We start from the raw sequence: 14827 nt of genomic DNA, 5'->3' as shown, positions 1-14827 counted from the left end.
TGGTAATCAAAGTTGAATAAAGTTAACAGTTTATTCTTAATTCACGTGTTACTAATTGAGTTAATTCTGTAATACTCGCCTTGACTTGAATAATAGTAGGCAAAACCTGAAGAACCTGTTCAACACCAATATTCTGCTGCTCGCTATCAGAGCTAAAAGAACGCTCTATATTATACACCAGCCAATTGATCCAATTACCAAGAACACCATAAAAGGCGGCCTCTAAATGATCCTGATTTATAGTTAATCCAGATGATGCATATATTTTTAGCATTTTTATAAATAAAGATTTATGAAAAAATGGGGTAGTAATTCCACTCCAATCAAGAGCACAATTGACTATTTCATAGGTAGGATTAAGTTTTCGCGCAGACTCCCAATCGATGAGAAATGGAGTATCATTTTTATCCCATAAAACATTTTTTTGATCCAGATCGCCATGGGTTACTACACTACTACTTTGTAAAATAGGTATTACTTTTTGATAGAGCTCATTAAGCTCAATTATAATTCGTTGATTACTTTTTAATTGCTCTTTAAACACCAAATTTTGGCTTGCTGACTGGTCTATTAACACACTAATTTTTTCATTGGTATGAATATCAAATTCTTGAGTGCTTAGTTCAGGGACATTAAGATTAATACAATGAATTTTTGCCAAAAAGGCAGCTATTTTAAGTGCATGCACCTCAGATATAGCGTCTTTATTTAATGCTTTTGCTGCTATCCAAGGATAAACAAGAAAAGCTTCATCTTCCGAAAGGATTAAATAATTATTTTCTATTTTTAGAGCATGGATTGCAGGTATCGTATGCTTGGAAAATAGGAAGGCTATCTCTTCTGTCAATTCATATTGGGATTTAACTTCTTCAGTCAATTGGATCCTGCTATTGAGTTGTTTTACAGCAAACTGCGAGCCATTGCACTCCAGATACCACATTTTATGTAAAAGACCGCCATAGACTCTTTGAGGCAAGTCACAAGGTTGGTTTATCTTTAATTTTTTACAGATTGTTTCTAGCTGACTTCTATTCACTATGAACCGCCTTAAGAATGCCTTGTGTTTCTAACTCTTCATTAAAAAATTTAACAAAAAATGTTTTGCTTAACTTGGGATTTTTTTTATTGATTCTCGTAAATTCTGCTGTAAAACCGCATTTCTTATAAAATTCTGGCGCTTGAAATGCACTAGTCACTAAATTGATATTATTAAAGCCCTGACCTTTGAAATGATGTTCTAGAGCAAGCAATAACTGCTTACCATACCCTTTACCACGATAAGCGCTATCTACCCAAATATCATCCACATAAATTTCAGAAAATGCTGTATAGGCATTAATCACCCCAAAAACTTCTCCTTGGGCAGAAGAAATAGTCACTGAAAAACATCGATAATTGACGTCGATACCATGCTGAGCCTCATAGGCAACAAATCCCTTTGTCATTCGGTTTTCTGTTGTCTCATCAAGCTCATCAACAAATTGGATTTGATATTCTTTCTTGCTTTCTAAAGGTTCCCCTACATTCTGTACATTACTATCAAAACGAAAAATAACTCGCTGAGGCTGATGTGGATCATAATTGACTGTTTTAATTTCTTCCTGGAAATTACCCATTGTAATTTTTGCAATAGTTTTGCGCCAAAAGTTAAGCGCTGGCTTATTTTCCGGAATCACAGAAATTTCCCATAAGCCTGGATGCATGTTCCAAAGTTCAGAGGAAACCAAAAAACCTAAACCTTTGCCTTGAAACTTTGCAGTAATGAAAAACTCGCCCATATTCCACATAGTATCTGGGTAAATTCCTTCTTGATTTAATAGGGCAAAACCTGCTAATTCATTACCTACTTTAATCAGAAAGGCTTTTCTTGTCGGCTCTTCAAAGTATTTTTTAAAATCGAAGCTTTCATAAAGGCCATCGGGAGGCAAAGCCCAATCCTCTGAAATAAAACCGCAGTCACGAGAGAGTTCATATACATAAAATCGTGCCATATTTTGGATGATAGGATAATCATCTAATGTTGCTGTCTCAATTTTTAAAGCAGATTGTAATTCTTTGATGTTCACAGCACTTTCCTTAAATACAGTTTTGCCATATGACCTTCATTCTGATAACCAAGCGATTTGTAAAAATCATGAGAGCCCTCTTTGGCTCGCCTAAGTCCCGATGTCAAATCAATGATACAGGGACTAAACTGCCTGGCAAATTCCTCAACAGTAATCATAAGCTTTTTACCTATTCCTTGATTACGATATCCTTGGTCGACCACAAGGCCTTCAATATGAAATCTTGTTGTTTCTGAAACAAAAAGATAGCTCTTAGACCAAGCAATCCAACCAACAACTTTTCCAGCAATTTCCGCAAGAAGAACACCGTAATGCAGTTCATTAGTAAATAGCTCAAGTCTTCTTTGCAACTCATCAGGCGATTGCGGATAGCCCAATTGCTCCATTAAAGGGTGAAGATGTTGAGCATCATCAATTACTGCTTTGCGGATAATCAATTCAACAGACATTTTAGGACTCCAGATTCACTCTATCCCCGGATAGATTAGGAGATGAAATCACCAAAAAAGAAACCAAATTTCCGGAACTGTTTTTCACTTTATGAGCTGCCCATGCTTTAATAGTTATTCCTTCCTGTTCCTGCAACACCTGTTCATAATTTTCAAACTCAATAACCAATTGTCCTTGTAAACAATAAAAAAATTGTTCTGTTTTCTGATGATAATGCTTTATCTCACAACTTCCAGCAGGCATCGTTTCATAAATAACACTAAACTGCCCCTCATTTTTTAACCACCATCCATCGCAACCTTGTCCCCATTTAAAATGGAGTGCATTGTTTATTGAGACAGCCTCTTCTCTCACTACAGATTCTAATACATGCGATTTTAGGCTTTGACTTAAGCCGGAGACTGAATCACCATTTAAGAGCCCGATGTCTGTTGTTTCTTGAAATTCTTTACGCAAAAAATAAAAAATAGAATTTTTTTGAAATCCATGCCGCTCAAATTCAAGTTTGAACCCTAATTTTTTATAAAATTCTATTGCCTCCCAATCCATAGTGTTAACTGTTGCAAAAGCGCAGCCTTTCTCACTACCATACTTCAATGCCTTTTGCATGAGTTTTGTTCCCCATCCTTGATGTCTGATGGATTCACTCACCCAAAGATTATCGACATGAAGACCTCCATAGAGTGTTCCGCCACTACAACCACCCACAATGCTATTGTCTGCATCACGAATAAAGCATGCAAAGAAATCTAAAGATTCGAAGCCTCTTTGTTGTTTGGCATACGCCTTAATCCCATTTGTTAATATTTGAACATCATCAGGGTTTGGATTTTCTAAAAACGATAACTTTAAAGTCATTTAATTTATCCCACTGTAGGAGACCAGGCACCATGCTCCACATAACTTGCCTCATCACTGCCTGACCAAGGTGGCATAGTAACGCAAATAAACACTAAATCTGCTGCATCACTTCGATATTGAAAATGTGTTCCCAAGGGAATATCGATGCTGACTCCAGGTGTTAAAGGCGTAATACTCTCTTCATCGTTCAATTTACGCCAAATTGCACCGTCACCAGAAAGGACATGCCAAAATTCAGATACAGTTTTATGACGAACTGCTTTGGAAATTGTTCCTGCTTTCAAAGTACAGTGAGCCATTCCACCTAAATGATTATTCATCAGCAATCGAACTTCAGCACCTGCTGGAGAGATATGTTGATACTCTTTGGGTATTTCTTGTGTATTCATTTATGCCTCTATTAAAACAATGTTCTCATCAGTAGTGGTTATTTCTTTTTTTAAATTTGAATTGTAACGCAAGCATTATCTGCATCTAAAGTAACCACTTTGCCAATTGGAAGAATGCAATTTTGCTTACCGTGCCCATAGGGAAACTCTTTAATGCAAGGTACTTTTAATTTTGAAGCCCATTCATTGATTACATCTTCTACCGTACCATCATGCTGATGCGAGTTCTTACTTTTACAGTGTTCAAATGTACCAAAAATAACGCCAGAAACTTCATCAAAAATTCCTGCTAAATCTAGTTGGGAGAGCATGCCATCAATATTATAGGGCTCGACACCAACGTCTTCTACCAACAAAATACTTTCTTTAAAACTAGGCAGATAAGGTGTGCCCATTAAATTAGTCATCAGAGTTAAATTTCCACCAAGTAAAGGGCCTCGACTAACACCTGCATGAACCTTTATTCCTTTGGAAATTATGTATTCTTGGCCTAATAAAGAAGAAAGTAATGTTTTTTTAACCTGGGTACTCAAATGAATAGTCAAAGTAAATCCTGTATAACTTACTAAGCCACTGTTTTTAAATAGGCCTAATTGCAACGCGGTGGTATCACTAAACCCGAATAATTGTTTTGGGTTTCTCTTAATTAATTCATAGTCTAAAAAAGGTAAAATACGTTGTGAACCTTGTCCGCCTCGGGTTGCAATAATTGCTTTCACTTCAGAATCTTTAAAGAAATCCATCACATCATTGGCACGTTCACTGTCTTTTCCCGCTAAAAATCGTTCTGATGCAAACATATGCTTTGCATACTTTACCTTAAATCCATTCAACTTTAATAAATGAACTCCCGCTTCTATATCCTGTTCCATAATAGGGCTCGACGGTGAAATAAGCCCTACGATATCTCCTTTTTGCAGTGGTGCTGGACATAGAATCTTCATTTATTACCTCAATTATTTTCTGCATTCAAAAACAATACTTTCGTCTTTTTCATCAGGTGGCGCGTTTCGGTCAAATCCTTTAACCATCCGTACATTGCTAAAACCAACCTCAGTAAGCAAATTGTGCAAGAAAGAAGAGTTTTGATAAATGCGAATTTTATATTCCTCTACCTCTGTTTGAATCACACGGTTGTTTTCAATCAACTCGTATTTGCCGATAGAGTAACAAACCTCTTCATTGAGCATGGCTAATTGACTTAATACGATGAGAGTTCCATCTTCTTTGGGCCATCTTGAGCCTCTCCATATACCTAATTCATTAGGAACTGCATAGCGTGTTTCTACTTCAAATACAAAAAGTCCTTTATCTTCTAGGTGCTCATAAATGATTTTTAAGGCTTTTTGGATATCCGCCTTTTCAGTAATGAGACAAAATGAACCACTGGGTATAAAAATCAAAGAGTACTTCTCAGATTGATTTAAATCTTCAATAAAACCATACCAGACTTTTGGATTAAGATTTTTGCTCCTTGCTTTTGCATGCAGTCGCTCAAGCATCGGTTGACTTGCATCAAAGCCCTGAACATCAAATCCTTCTTCAGCCAAAGGCAATAAAAATCGACCCGTACCACACATAGGCTCTAAAATGGTGCCTTTAGCCTCTACAGCATAGCTTCGGTAAAAAGAGTACGCATCTTGTGGCACATTGGGTTTACTTAAATCATATACTTCAGTACACAGGCTCTGATAGGTATCTAGTTTTTTCATGGGTTCCTCTTTAAAATCCAATACCATTAAATATTCATCATAGAAGGTATCATTAATTTTAAGTGCTTTAGGTTCAGTACCATAAATTCGAAACCCTTGCTTTTGATAAAAAGCGCGGGCCACAAAATTGCTCGTAACACAGGTTAAGTGCAATTGAGTAACGCAGGTTTTTGCATGTTGTATCAGGGTCTGAATTAATGCTGTTGCAATACCTTTCCCTCTGTATTCAAGACGAGTATACATACCCCAAAGTACACCACGGTGTTTGGTTTTAAGTGAATTAAGCTTATAGAATCCAGCACAAGACACTAATAAATCATCAACAAAGGCACCTAATACGTATCCTTTACTTAATCCATTTTGAAAATCAGTATCGGACATTAACGCTTCCTCGTCATAAGAAGAGCCAAAGCTTTCTGGTGAGTTGGCCAGAGCCTCTAAACGTATTTCTTTCCATATATTCCAATCCGCATCAAACAATTGTCTAATCTTCACAATATTATCTCCATGACGGTGACAGGATGTCCTTTAAATTCATCCATGCCAATCGTGCGCCAACCAAGACGACTGTAATATTCTGGAATGGTAGGATCAAAAGCAAAAAGATAAAGATTTTTAAACCCTAATGTTTGGGCTTCTTCTTTTACTCGAAGAATAAGCTGTCTTGCAATACCTTGTTTTTGATGGCCTGGCGCTACCACTAACGAGCCTAGCCAGGGAGTTAGTTCAGGACGGATCCCATCATTCACGCGTAAAGAGCACATCCCAACAGGTTTATCTTCATCAAAAGCAACAACAGTGAGCGGTAACTGCTCGATGTTTAAATGATTTCGTAAATTTTCTTCTACACGCGAAGTGGGCACATCAGGAACCCAAATTTTTCCTAATACTTCATGCCAAATCTTAGCAAGCTCTGGAATGCAATCGGAGTGATGTTTTAGATAGGCTATCGTTATCATCTTAATACCTGTAAAAATGAATTATTCCTCTTGGCAAGGCGTGCCTTGATGAAACACCATTTGCCAACGGTTGTGTTTGTATTGCCAGAGCGAAGAACGTAAGGAACTTTTTGAGGCAACAGTAACCTTATAAGTTGCCAACATGACTTCGGGCGACACCTCTAATACTGAAAAGTCATTAACCATATAACTTCGTGACTCTTCTTCTGGAAGAGAATCAAGTAGGTCGTTCTTATTGTAAATTGAACCAGAGGCCCCATACTCGATAAATTTATCAGCAATCAGTAGCTTCAGTTGGGTAATCGATTTTCTCGTTTTCGGATTTAAAAGAGAAGTCTCTAGCTCATAAATCAGTTGGTGTTCTTGTTTCATAGCGATATCCTCATCAAATATCTGGGCTTGTGTTATTCACCATCGAGAAACAGAGCCAGTCCAAAAAAACAAAACGCGGTTTTGAGTAATGCTCTTTACTTAATTTTTGAATTGCTTATTGAGGTAAATAACGCATTAAGTCAACTTTCTTGAGATCGCAATCGATCTAGATGATGAATAATCAATGAATTCACCACTTGTTTATTAAAATCAGGACAAAAACGTGGATAATCACGTTCAAGACCATAAGACCATTTTTCCAAACGTTCATGATCATATTCGATCATGTCTTCAAACAAGTAATCTTCTCCATAAGTTTCTTCACAATGAAGGCCAACTCCTCCATCATAAAGTTCTCCTGAAGGCATGCGCAATGCAATGTGCCAGCACTCTTCATGGGATTTCATCATCACAAAAACAATATGCACTTTATCCTGAAAGCGGTCATTCCAAGCATCAAAAAATAATTTAGCAAACGCGCCACAAGGACCATAATTAATCCTTGGTGTTTCTTCATGAAATCCCAGCAATTGATTTATATCGTTTTTTAAATCATTTAAAACTGTAATTTCTTCTGCATTCACTCATAACTCCCGTAGTATTAAGCTACTTTTTTGATTAAGACACTTTATGTTTAAGCTGAATTTATTGTACCAGATAAATTTCAATTCGTTCTTTACCTTTACCCACATTCGACCTTTTTAACGTAATATAACCCACTTCAGCGGTTGATTTTACATGTGTTCCACCACAAGAAACCTTAGAAAATCCTTCGATTTCCCAATAACGCATTTGACTCTTCTCATCAGAAAATCCAGTGTGAATAAGCATATCTTTTGCAATAATTTGATTGTATTCAAACAAAAGAGAGTCAAAGATATCCGAAATATTGTGCTGATAGCTAAAATCAATTCTAGCCTTATGCTCAGCAATATGAGCACCTATTTTTTCAACGGGCAGCATTCTTTGGACAAGCTCTAAGATTAATTCAGCAGCAAAATGAAGGCGCATCAATTTATAACGACGAACAAAGTCAATTTCCATAAGGACAACATCGCCTTTAGAAAGTCCATGCTCCGCAGGTAATGTATAATAAATCAAGTGATCTTCTATTTCAGAATGAGTGACTATCAGGCCGTTCACGCGGACTGTATCACTTTCCTGACCACCGGAAAACGAAAAACCAATAGTCTCTGCAAAAAGTAGTCGATTCTCATTGACTGACACCACTTTAGTCATTAATTGGCGTTGATAGGGATTATCCCAGAATATTTTTTGCATGACTTACTCTCTAATCTTTACCACCATCCCATTTGTTAGCTGTTTCAATGTTTCAGGAGATAATGAAAACACTGCATTGGGCGTTCCTGCTGCAGCCCAAAGAACTTCATGGCATAACAAATCTTCATCAATAAGAACCGTATCAATAACGTTTTTATGGCCAACGGGAGGAACTCCACCAATCGCAAAACCAGTGATTTCTCGTGTAAAATCTGCATCAGCTTTCCCAATAGGTTCATTGATGAGACTAACAATCAAGCTCTCATTCACACGATTAACACCACTTGCTAATACTAATACTGGCTTGTTGGTTTTTTCTGTGCAAAATAGTAATGACTTCACAATTTGAGCAACACCACATCTTAAAGTATCAGCAGCATCTTTTGCCGTGCGAGTGCTCGAATCAAGTTCTTTGACCTCACACGATATCCCTTTTTGAGATAAAAAATCTTGTATGATTTGCGCGCGTTTACTTAACTTTTTCTCTTTATTCATCGCTTATCACCATCCCATCATCGCCACAAAGAACACTTTCTAGTGAGCTCTGTCACTACGTCCCAATCCCCAAACAAGACAATGCCATAATAAATCAGATCGTTCTCTTTAACCTGTGCCGTTCTTTCAATTTGCTCTTGATAGGACCCAACAGTCATCGTATCGGTAAAATCATTAAAGAGAACATTTTTTGCTAAAGCATTCTGGCGTAATGTTCTAATTTTGTTGGAATTCTCACAAAGAATTATAAAAGGGATTTCTGAAATATACGGGTGAGAGCCTCCGTCTGCATCTCGATAATCGGTTAAACGCAGTTCTTCTGTACCAATCACAGCGCCTAAACCAATACACATATGAGCAAGTGCATTCATTACTTTGCCAGGCTCGATACGTTTGTTAAGCACTGCAACCAGTTTGTTTTTAAAAGGGTGTTCAACCATACAATCCTCCACAATCTACTTCACAATTCGTGCGTTATAACGCATAATAAACCAGTATATACTTGTGCGCTAAAACGCACAAGCTTTTTTTAATAAGGGACATAATGCAAGAAATTTCAAACCGCATTGCAAAAATACTAAAATCATTAAGACAAGATCGAGGTTGGAGCTTAGATAAAACAGCGCTTGAAACGGGCGTTTCTAAAGCGATGCTTGGGCAAATTGAACGCGAAGAGTCAAGCCCAACGATTTCTACCCTATGGAAAATTGCGAGCGGCTTTCAAACCTCCTTTTCATCGTTTATTGAAGACAGTCTGGATGATTCAACCAATCCTATTTATAGAACAGGGCATGCTGAAACTTTGCATCCAGATGATGAAAAAATACGAGTACTTCCTCTGTTTCCTTTTGATGAACAGCTACATTTTGAATTGTTTGTTATTGAGTTATTGCCCGGATGCGAACATCTTTCACCTCCTCATAAACATGGAGTCATTGAGCATGTCATTGTTGTGGATGGAACCATTGAAATTTTGTTAGGTAGGTTCTGGAAATCACTTTCCAAAGGAGAAGGACTGCGTTTTAATGCCAATCAACCGCATGGCTACCGAAATCCAACCAATGAGCTATCGCGCATCCATGATATTATTCATTACCCACCTCAATAGGAGTTCCCTTAATCGGTTATGGCACATAAAACAAAGGGGTTAATGCCATAGTTTTTAAGTCATGAAGCCATTCATCCCCTGGCTTTCCTCCTGGAGCTGTTTCTTCAAACCAGTTGTATTTACACCAGAGGTAGATATCTAAGCTTTTCATTTGCGAAAAATGATTCACTTCTTTTAATTCTTCTGAGCTCAATGGCCGGATTTGCCTATATCCTTCTATAAACCATTCAAACAGTGGTTGCCAGAGAGGCCATGGTTTATTGCATAAGTCCAAAAAAGGTTTGGCAATATCGGCAAGATACCAATGATATACTGGCTCATCAAAATCAATCAGATGAACGCTCTCACCATCATAAAGCACATTTCCAGGACGATGGTCCCCATGGGTTAGGCCAAAATTAGATGAGTCGATTGAAAAAGTTTTGAAGCGTGTCGTAATCGTTTCATATAAATCCTGAATCAAGGACTCTTCTTGACGCGCATAATCCAAAGTCTCACGCCACAAATCTTCCCAAGTTAAAAAGTGATGTTTCTCTGCAACATAACTTTGCGAGGCTTGATGCAATAGCCCTAGAGCCCTTCCCCATGTTAGATAAGCTTTTTTATCTGAATAATCAAAATGCATGATTTGCCCTGGTACCTCCCGGCAAACATGAACAAAAAATTCCAAATCCTCTTGGTGCACAGTTTCAACATCATTTCCTTCTTGAGATACCACCGGTTCACAAATAGGCGTACCACACAAAAATAAATACTTCTGAAAATCAATGGCACTCAAAAGTTCGCGAGCTTTTCGTATTTTTTCATGCGTCATGCGTAGGTAAAATCCTTGTCCATTAGATTCAAATCGATAAACACAGTTAATTTGATTATTGATAAGCTTAAGATGGGTAGGGTTTTTTACCCATTTTTGCGCCGCATGGTTCGCTGTTGTATCCGTAATTTTTTTTAACGTGATCTCCCAAATCATGCTTGAATACCTTTGTTGTTTAGATAATCAGCCCTGGATAATCGATAAAGCACATGTCGTCTCAAGGGACTATTAGGCTCCAATTTGGGATGGTCAAAATCATCCTTGGTATTGTGATGTAAACCAATTTTTTCCATAACACGTCTTGAAGCTAGATTATTCACTGTTGTAAATGAAACTACTTCGGGAATATTTAAAGAGGTAAAGGCATAATGCAAAACTGCTTTTGCTCCTTCCGTAGCATAACCCTGATTCCAATGTGTTGAGGAAAGTCTCCAGCCGATTTCAACAGAGGGAGTAAAGTCCGCTTCAAAAGAAGGGGTCATTAACCCTAAAAATCCTATCATTTCCCCTGTACTTTTCAGTTCAACAGCATACAAAGAAAATCCCTTCTCTTTATAATGTGCAATAATCCGCTCAATGCCTGCTTTTGTAGCACTCTTACTCCCTATTCCTGGTAAAAATTGGCATACTTTTTTGTCTTGATCAATAAGTGCCATAGGATCAAGATCAGCTTCCTGCCATGTTCGTAAAATCAGACGGGGAGTTTCAAGAATATTCATGGGACCCTCTATAAGTAAGCATGTTTATCATGAGTAGGTAATTGGGATCTTCACTGTATTGCGTGGGAACAAAACCAGCCTTTTGATAGCACGCTATGGCTTGTTCGTTTCCAATTTGAGGATCAACGACAACGGCTTTAAATCTGTAGAGTTGTTTTGCAATAAAATGCCTTATAATTTGTCTACCCAACCCTACTCCACGACACGATGGCTCTGCAATAAAAAGGTCGATACCAGCCAATTGTTCAGGTGTAGCCTTGTCAAACAAGGAAGCATTATGTCCTGAAATTCCTTCGGGTAAATGGTCGGCAAGACAGTAATATTGAATAAAACCAATTGGTTTTTGATCCAAATAAATAATAAAACTCGGGACTGGATCCATGCCTTCAATGCGGGGTAAGTACTTTGCCCTAATATCTTCCAAAGAAAACTGTTGATTTCGTGCATACCCTTGTTTCACTGTAGGCTCTGCAAACCATTGGGTCATTAAGTTCAAATCTTTTTGACTCAATGGTTTAAATTCCAGATTCTGATTTTTACTCCCATAAACTAAGGAAGTCCAATCCAAAATACAACGCGCTGACTCCTCTGCTGAAAGGAGGCTCACATCTAGAGTCATTTCATACGGCTCTTTGCTAAAATAAACGTCTTCTTCAAACAATCTTTTTGTAATAAGCGCCTCATCTTGTGTTTTAAAATAGCCTTTTCTATCTGAGTCTTTTAAGCGTTTAACAAGCTCTGCACCATTACAAATCAGTCGGATAGGAACAAACACAGCTCCCCGTTTTTGAGCAACGGTTTGTACTTGATTAAAAAATTCCTGATGCCAAGAATTATTCGCTAAGAGCTCATAGGTAATAACAAAGCTCGCTTCTTTAGAGCAAACCGCAGTCATCGTATCAAAAATCACATCACGAGCTTTGTTAAGCGCTGCCCATCCTTTATCATCAAGAGACCAAAATACTTGAGCATCGTTACCTAAAAGTTTTAGAACCGGATCGATCCAAGCATGGTGATGCGCTAATCGAAACTGAGGGGCCAGCGTTGTAATTGCCTCGCCTATGGTTTTTTTACCGGTACCTGCAATACCCATCAAGAGTATTATCATATTCGTCGGCATCATTTATTAAAATCCTGTCACAATACTTTACTCTTCTTTATGTTTAAGCACACGCATCAAGTGCGCCACATCATATGGGCTACGGAGTTCAATGAATTTCACTTTTGGATATTGGTTCTTTAAGACATTTAATAAAGGGTTAATCCGTTGTTCATAGTTCCACATATAACTTAATAGCGACCATCGGACCGTTTCATTGCAACCAGCGGCTCTATCATCAATTTCTGAAGCCTTATAAAACAAGCGCTTAAATACCCGCCAATAACATAGCCACTTGGGTAAATTAAAGTACAAGCACATATCGGCTTCGCGATAACGTATCTCAAATGATTTGCTGGAATTACCATCAATAATCCAGCAAGGCTTAGCAGCTAATTCTTTTTGGAGTGACAAAAAATTCTCATATTCTCGTGGCACCCAATCGGCAATAAAAAAATATTTATCTAAATGGAACAATGGAATATTTAGACTCTTTTGCAACATAACAGAAAAAGTGGACTTGCCACTTCCTGGTCTACCAATAATCATGATACGTTGTAACTTTATCATTTCATTCAGAGTTTAATTTACAGTTTTCTTTTCTTATAGATGCAAATGATTGTTGTATTCATCCGCTACACTATCTAAAACGTTAAGTAGTCTGTTCTTCACTTAACTGTTTAAGTACAGTTTTTATCGTGGCATGAGAAAAACCTCGACCACTTAAGAAACGAGCCAATTTTGTATTTATTGCCTCATCTGTCTCATTCTTAAATCCACGCATTTTTTTCCGAGCTTCATCCAGGGCGCGAACATCTTCCAGTTCAATATGTTCTAAGACTTGCTCAATCACTTCTTCTTTAACGCCCTTCTGTTTTAATATTTCTTGAATAAAACGGTTTCCTTTATGGATATAACGGGCACTTAATGATTCAGCCAAACGATTATCATTAATTAAATGTAATTCCCGAAGGCGAGCTAGGGTTGCATGAATCTGAGCATCTAACTCGGGCACATGCGAAAAATCCCTCTCCAATTGCCTTATGAGTTCTATTTCACTGCAATAATGATTCGAAAGATATTTTATTGCTGCATCGATGAGTGTATTCATACTAAAGTTCTACTATAAACCACAATTTTATTTTTGCTTTTGCCAAGACAGCCTGATTTATTTAGAATACCATTATAACAGGAAAATATTGAGTCTTTTATGCCAAAAGAAGGAAAGGCCAGAGTCTTAAGTGAAGCGGAGTTTAAGCGACTGCTTATTGTTGCCAAAGATGGGCAATTCGCTATAAGAAATAGCGCCCTTGTGTATTGTTCTTTTGGTCTTGGATTGCGAGTGAAAGAAATCGCCTCTCTCACTATTGCAGATGTAGCCGATTACAACTATCAATTACTTGAAGAGATTTGTTTGAAGCGCTCAATGACCAAAGGTGAAAAGCAACGTTACGCTTATCTTGCCAATGAAAAAATCCGCAAAGCACTCCAAGCACATCTCGATACCCTAAAACATGTTGCACGAGACAAACCCTTATTTCAGACCCAACGTAAAAGTCGCTTTACACCCAATAGTTTGCAAAAATGGTTCAAGTCACTTTATGATAAAGCAGGAATCATTGGGGCAAGCTCCCATTCTGGTCGACGTACTTTCATTACCCGATTAATTGAACAAGGCGCGGATATTAAAGCAGTCTCACGTCTTGCAGGTCATGCTAACATTGTGACTACCGCAATTTATGTTGAAGACAATCCTGATCGCCTAAAACGCATTGCTAATTTGGCTATTTTCTAAATGACGCTCTGGTTTATTACTTTACCCTGGTTACACTATTTGGATTTTACCTACAAAGAAGTCTACCATGAGGCACGCTTTGAGAAAGACAAACGCTATTATGTGCTTCGTCTAGAGAAAGATTTACTGGATGATTGGACAATCACCGCCATTAATGGAAGAATAAAATCTAAGTTGGGACAAAGAAGAACATTAGCTTTTTCAACGTACACAAATGCGTTTGCTCAATTCTTAAGCATGATAAAAATCCGTTATCAGCATAATTATCGACTTAAAACTTTGTATAGTGAAAATATTTTTTCCCTTCACAATATGCTGTTTCTTTTAATATCACAAAAATATACTAATAAAACCAATACCAAAAGGAAGAAAAAACCAAGGTCCGAATTGAGTCAAAATAATTGCTCCACGACTGTTCACAACAACTTATCTCATACAACAGCATTCCAACTTGACTTACTTTTTAATTTCTAAAAGAAAAGTGGTTATTAAATAATCAGATCGATTTAAGCACGCTTTAATAGTGATTAGAAAGAAGATGATCTTTTGCCACACTTTACCATTCGACGTAGTCCAATCGTCTCTTGAAAGTAAAATTTGGAGGTCGTTTTTTTCCGGTATACCAGTAAAATTATAACTACAGGCTCAAGGCAAACAACTTCCAATTTTTCCACATAGTTATCCACTAATTTTGTGAATAAAAAATA

21 protein-coding genes and 1 pseudogene are annotated in these 14827 nt (G+C 37.5%); 3 read left to right on the top strand and 19 right to left on the bottom strand.

The annotated features are described in order from the left end of the window. Positions 1–22: 22 nt before the first annotated feature. The 14 genes and pseudogenes from ACWTE2_RS34075 to ACWTE2_RS34010 all read right to left on the bottom strand — a co-directional run bounded on the left by ACWTE2_RS34075 (position 23) and on the right by ACWTE2_RS34010 (position 9025). Positions 23–1036, bottom strand: coding sequence for an aminoglycoside phosphotransferase family protein (locus ACWTE2_RS34075; protein WP_014845042.1), 1014 nt, complete (start codon positions 1034–1036; stop codon positions 23–25). Continuing rightward, positions 1029–2066 (bottom strand): GNAT family N-acetyltransferase, encoded by a 1038-nt coding sequence (locus ACWTE2_RS34070; protein ID WP_014845041.1) that lies wholly within the window; start codon positions 2064–2066, stop codon positions 1029–1031. The genes ACWTE2_RS34075 and ACWTE2_RS34070 overlap by 8 nt, the downstream gene beginning before the upstream one ends. Continuing rightward, positions 2063–2515 carry a GNAT family N-acetyltransferase gene (locus tag ACWTE2_RS34065; protein WP_014845040.1) on the bottom strand — a complete coding sequence of 151 codons (453 nt, stop codon included), beginning with the start codon at positions 2513–2515 and terminating at the stop codon, positions 2063–2065. The genes ACWTE2_RS34070 and ACWTE2_RS34065 overlap by 4 nt, the downstream gene beginning before the upstream one ends. A gap of 1 nt (position 2516) precedes the next feature. Then, positions 2517–3374 (bottom strand): GNAT family N-acetyltransferase, encoded by an 858-nt coding sequence (locus ACWTE2_RS34060; protein ID WP_014845039.1) that lies wholly within the window; start codon positions 3372–3374, stop codon positions 2517–2519. Between the two features lie 5 nt (positions 3375–3379). Next, positions 3380–3766, bottom strand: a complete 387-nt coding sequence (locus ACWTE2_RS34055) for a cupin domain-containing protein (RefSeq protein WP_014845038.1) — start codon at positions 3764–3766, stop codon at positions 3380–3382. Positions 3767–3816: 50 nt separating this feature from the next. Further along, positions 3817–4710 (bottom strand): S66 peptidase family protein, encoded by an 894-nt coding sequence (locus ACWTE2_RS34050; protein ID WP_014845037.1) that lies wholly within the window; start codon positions 4708–4710, stop codon positions 3817–3819. 12 nt (positions 4711–4722) lie between these two features. Continuing rightward, entirely contained in the window at positions 4723–5478 is a 756-nt protein-coding gene (locus ACWTE2_RS34045) for a class I SAM-dependent DNA methyltransferase (RefSeq protein ID WP_029489094.1), read from the bottom strand. Positions 5479–5520: 42 nt separating this feature from the next. Further along, positions 5521–5973 (bottom strand): annotated as a pseudogene (locus tag ACWTE2_RS34040) (GNAT family N-acetyltransferase); the annotation flags it as partial. Further along, a complete protein-coding gene (locus ACWTE2_RS34035) occupies positions 5970–6437 on the bottom strand; it encodes a GNAT family N-acetyltransferase (protein ID WP_014845035.1) in 468 nt (155 codons plus the stop codon). The pseudogene ACWTE2_RS34040 and the gene ACWTE2_RS34035, both read right to left, overlap by 4 nt. Positions 6438–6458: 21 nt before the next feature. Continuing rightward, entirely contained in the window at positions 6459–6809 is a 351-nt protein-coding gene (locus ACWTE2_RS34030; RefSeq protein WP_014845034.1) for a nuclear transport factor 2 family protein, read from the bottom strand. A 140-nt stretch (positions 6810–6949) separates the two neighbouring features. Continuing rightward, the gene (locus tag ACWTE2_RS34025) at positions 6950–7393 is read right to left on the bottom strand and encodes a hypothetical protein (protein ID WP_014845033.1); all 444 of its coding nucleotides are present in this window, start codon (positions 7391–7393) and stop codon (positions 6950–6952) included. Between the two features lie 61 nt (positions 7394–7454). Then, positions 7455–8090: an alanyl-tRNA editing protein gene (locus ACWTE2_RS34020; RefSeq protein WP_014845032.1), complete on the bottom strand. Its 636-nt coding sequence runs from the start codon at positions 8088–8090 to the stop codon at positions 7455–7457. Between the two features lie 3 nt (positions 8091–8093). After that, on the bottom strand, positions 8094–8585 hold the full coding sequence (locus ACWTE2_RS34015; RefSeq protein ID WP_014845031.1) for a YbaK/EbsC family protein: 492 nt from the start codon (positions 8583–8585) through the stop codon (positions 8094–8096). Between the two features lie 17 nt (positions 8586–8602). Next, entirely contained in the window at positions 8603–9025 is a 423-nt protein-coding gene (locus ACWTE2_RS34010; protein ID WP_014845030.1) for a DUF2000 domain-containing protein, read from the bottom strand. A 104-nt stretch (positions 9026–9129) separates the two neighbouring features. Between ACWTE2_RS34010 and ACWTE2_RS34005 the strand changes: the two genes are divergently transcribed. Continuing rightward, entirely contained in the window at positions 9130–9693 is a 564-nt protein-coding gene (locus ACWTE2_RS34005) for a helix-turn-helix domain-containing protein (protein ID WP_014845029.1), read from the top strand. A 16-nt stretch (positions 9694–9709) separates the two neighbouring features. On the opposite strand, the gene ACWTE2_RS34000 is transcribed toward ACWTE2_RS34005, so the two are convergent. The 5 genes from ACWTE2_RS34000 to ACWTE2_RS33980 all read right to left on the bottom strand — a co-directional run bounded on the left by ACWTE2_RS34000 (position 9710) and on the right by ACWTE2_RS33980 (position 13436). Next, a complete protein-coding gene (locus tag ACWTE2_RS34000; protein ID WP_014845028.1) occupies positions 9710–10663 on the bottom strand; it encodes a phosphotransferase enzyme family protein in 954 nt (317 codons plus the stop codon). Then, positions 10660–11226, bottom strand: a complete 567-nt coding sequence (locus ACWTE2_RS33995; RefSeq protein WP_014845027.1) for a GNAT family N-acetyltransferase — start codon at positions 11224–11226, stop codon at positions 10660–10662. Before ACWTE2_RS33995 ends, ACWTE2_RS34000 begins: the two co-directional genes overlap by 4 nt. Continuing rightward, entirely contained in the window at positions 11213–12349 is a 1137-nt protein-coding gene (locus ACWTE2_RS33990; protein WP_014845026.1) for a GNAT family N-acetyltransferase, read from the bottom strand. Before ACWTE2_RS33990 ends, ACWTE2_RS33995 begins: the two co-directional genes overlap by 14 nt. A 24-nt stretch (positions 12350–12373) precedes the next feature. Continuing rightward, positions 12374–12895, bottom strand: a complete 522-nt coding sequence (locus ACWTE2_RS33985; RefSeq protein ID WP_014845025.1) for a P-loop NTPase family protein — start codon at positions 12893–12895, stop codon at positions 12374–12376. 82 nt (positions 12896–12977) lie between these two features. After that, positions 12978–13436, bottom strand: a complete 459-nt coding sequence (locus ACWTE2_RS33980) for a regulatory protein RecX (RefSeq protein ID WP_014845024.1) — start codon at positions 13434–13436, stop codon at positions 12978–12980. 99 nt (positions 13437–13535) lie between these two features. Between ACWTE2_RS33980 and ACWTE2_RS33975 the strand changes: the two genes are divergently transcribed. Then, positions 13536–14120, top strand: coding sequence for a tyrosine-type recombinase/integrase (locus ACWTE2_RS33975; protein ID WP_014845023.1), 585 nt, complete (start codon positions 13536–13538; stop codon positions 14118–14120). Next, positions 14121–14594, top strand: a complete 474-nt coding sequence (locus ACWTE2_RS33970) for a hypothetical protein (protein WP_014845022.1) — start codon at positions 14121–14123, stop codon at positions 14592–14594. It abuts the gene before it with no gap. Positions 14595–14827 lie beyond the last annotated feature (233 nt).

The sequence above is a fragment of the Legionella nigrisilvae genome (assembly GCF_977063395.2).
The sequence above is the reverse complement of the archived record's forward strand: the minus strand, read 5'-3'. Positions and strand labels throughout refer to the sequence as shown.

Coding starts and splice junctions, on each gene's coding strand:
- ACWTE2_RS34030 (WP_014845034.1), bottom strand. CDS start 6,809: ATGAAACAAGAACACCAACTGATTTATGAGCTAGAGACTTCTCTTTTA.
- ACWTE2_RS34045 (WP_029489094.1), bottom strand. CDS start 5,478: ATGAAAAAACTAGATACCTATCAGAGCCTGTGTACTGAAGTATATGAT.
- ACWTE2_RS33990 (WP_014845026.1), bottom strand. CDS start 12,349: ATGATGCCGACGAATATGATAATACTCTTGATGGGTATTGCAGGTACC.
- ACWTE2_RS33995 (WP_014845027.1), bottom strand. CDS start 11,226: ATGAATATTCTTGAAACTCCCCGTCTGATTTTACGAACATGGCAGGAA.
- ACWTE2_RS34020 (WP_014845032.1), bottom strand. CDS start 8,090: ATGCAAAAAATATTCTGGGATAATCCCTATCAACGCCAATTAATGACT.
- ACWTE2_RS34000 (WP_014845028.1), bottom strand. CDS start 10,663: ATGATTTGGGAGATCACGTTAAAAAAAATTACGGATACAACAGCGAAC.
- ACWTE2_RS34010 (WP_014845030.1), bottom strand. CDS start 9,025: ATGGTTGAACACCCTTTTAAAAACAAACTGGTTGCAGTGCTTAACAAA.
- ACWTE2_RS34015 (WP_014845031.1), bottom strand. CDS start 8,585: ATGAATAAAGAGAAAAAGTTAAGTAAACGCGCGCAAATCATACAAGAT.
- ACWTE2_RS34060 (WP_014845039.1), bottom strand. CDS start 3,374: ATGACTTTAAAGTTATCGTTTTTAGAAAATCCAAACCCTGATGATGTT.
- ACWTE2_RS34005 (WP_014845029.1), top strand. CDS start 9,130: ATGCAAGAAATTTCAAACCGCATTGCAAAAATACTAAAATCATTAAGA.
- ACWTE2_RS34050 (WP_014845037.1), bottom strand. CDS start 4,710: ATGAAGATTCTATGTCCAGCACCACTGCAAAAAGGAGATATCGTAGGG.
- ACWTE2_RS33975 (WP_014845023.1), top strand. CDS start 13,536: ATGCCAAAAGAAGGAAAGGCCAGAGTCTTAAGTGAAGCGGAGTTTAAG.
- ACWTE2_RS34055 (WP_014845038.1), bottom strand. CDS start 3,766: ATGAATACACAAGAAATACCCAAAGAGTATCAACATATCTCTCCAGCA.
- ACWTE2_RS33980 (WP_014845024.1), bottom strand. CDS start 13,436: ATGAATACACTCATCGATGCAGCAATAAAATATCTTTCGAATCATTAT.
- ACWTE2_RS34065 (WP_014845040.1), bottom strand. CDS start 2,515: ATGTCTGTTGAATTGATTATCCGCAAAGCAGTAATTGATGATGCTCAA.
- ACWTE2_RS33970 (WP_014845022.1), top strand. CDS start 14,121: ATGACGCTCTGGTTTATTACTTTACCCTGGTTACACTATTTGGATTTT.
- ACWTE2_RS34035 (WP_014845035.1), bottom strand. CDS start 6,437: ATGATAACGATAGCCTATCTAAAACATCACTCCGATTGCATTCCAGAG.
- ACWTE2_RS33985 (WP_014845025.1), bottom strand. CDS start 12,895: ATGATAAAGTTACAACGTATCATGATTATTGGTAGACCAGGAAGTGGC.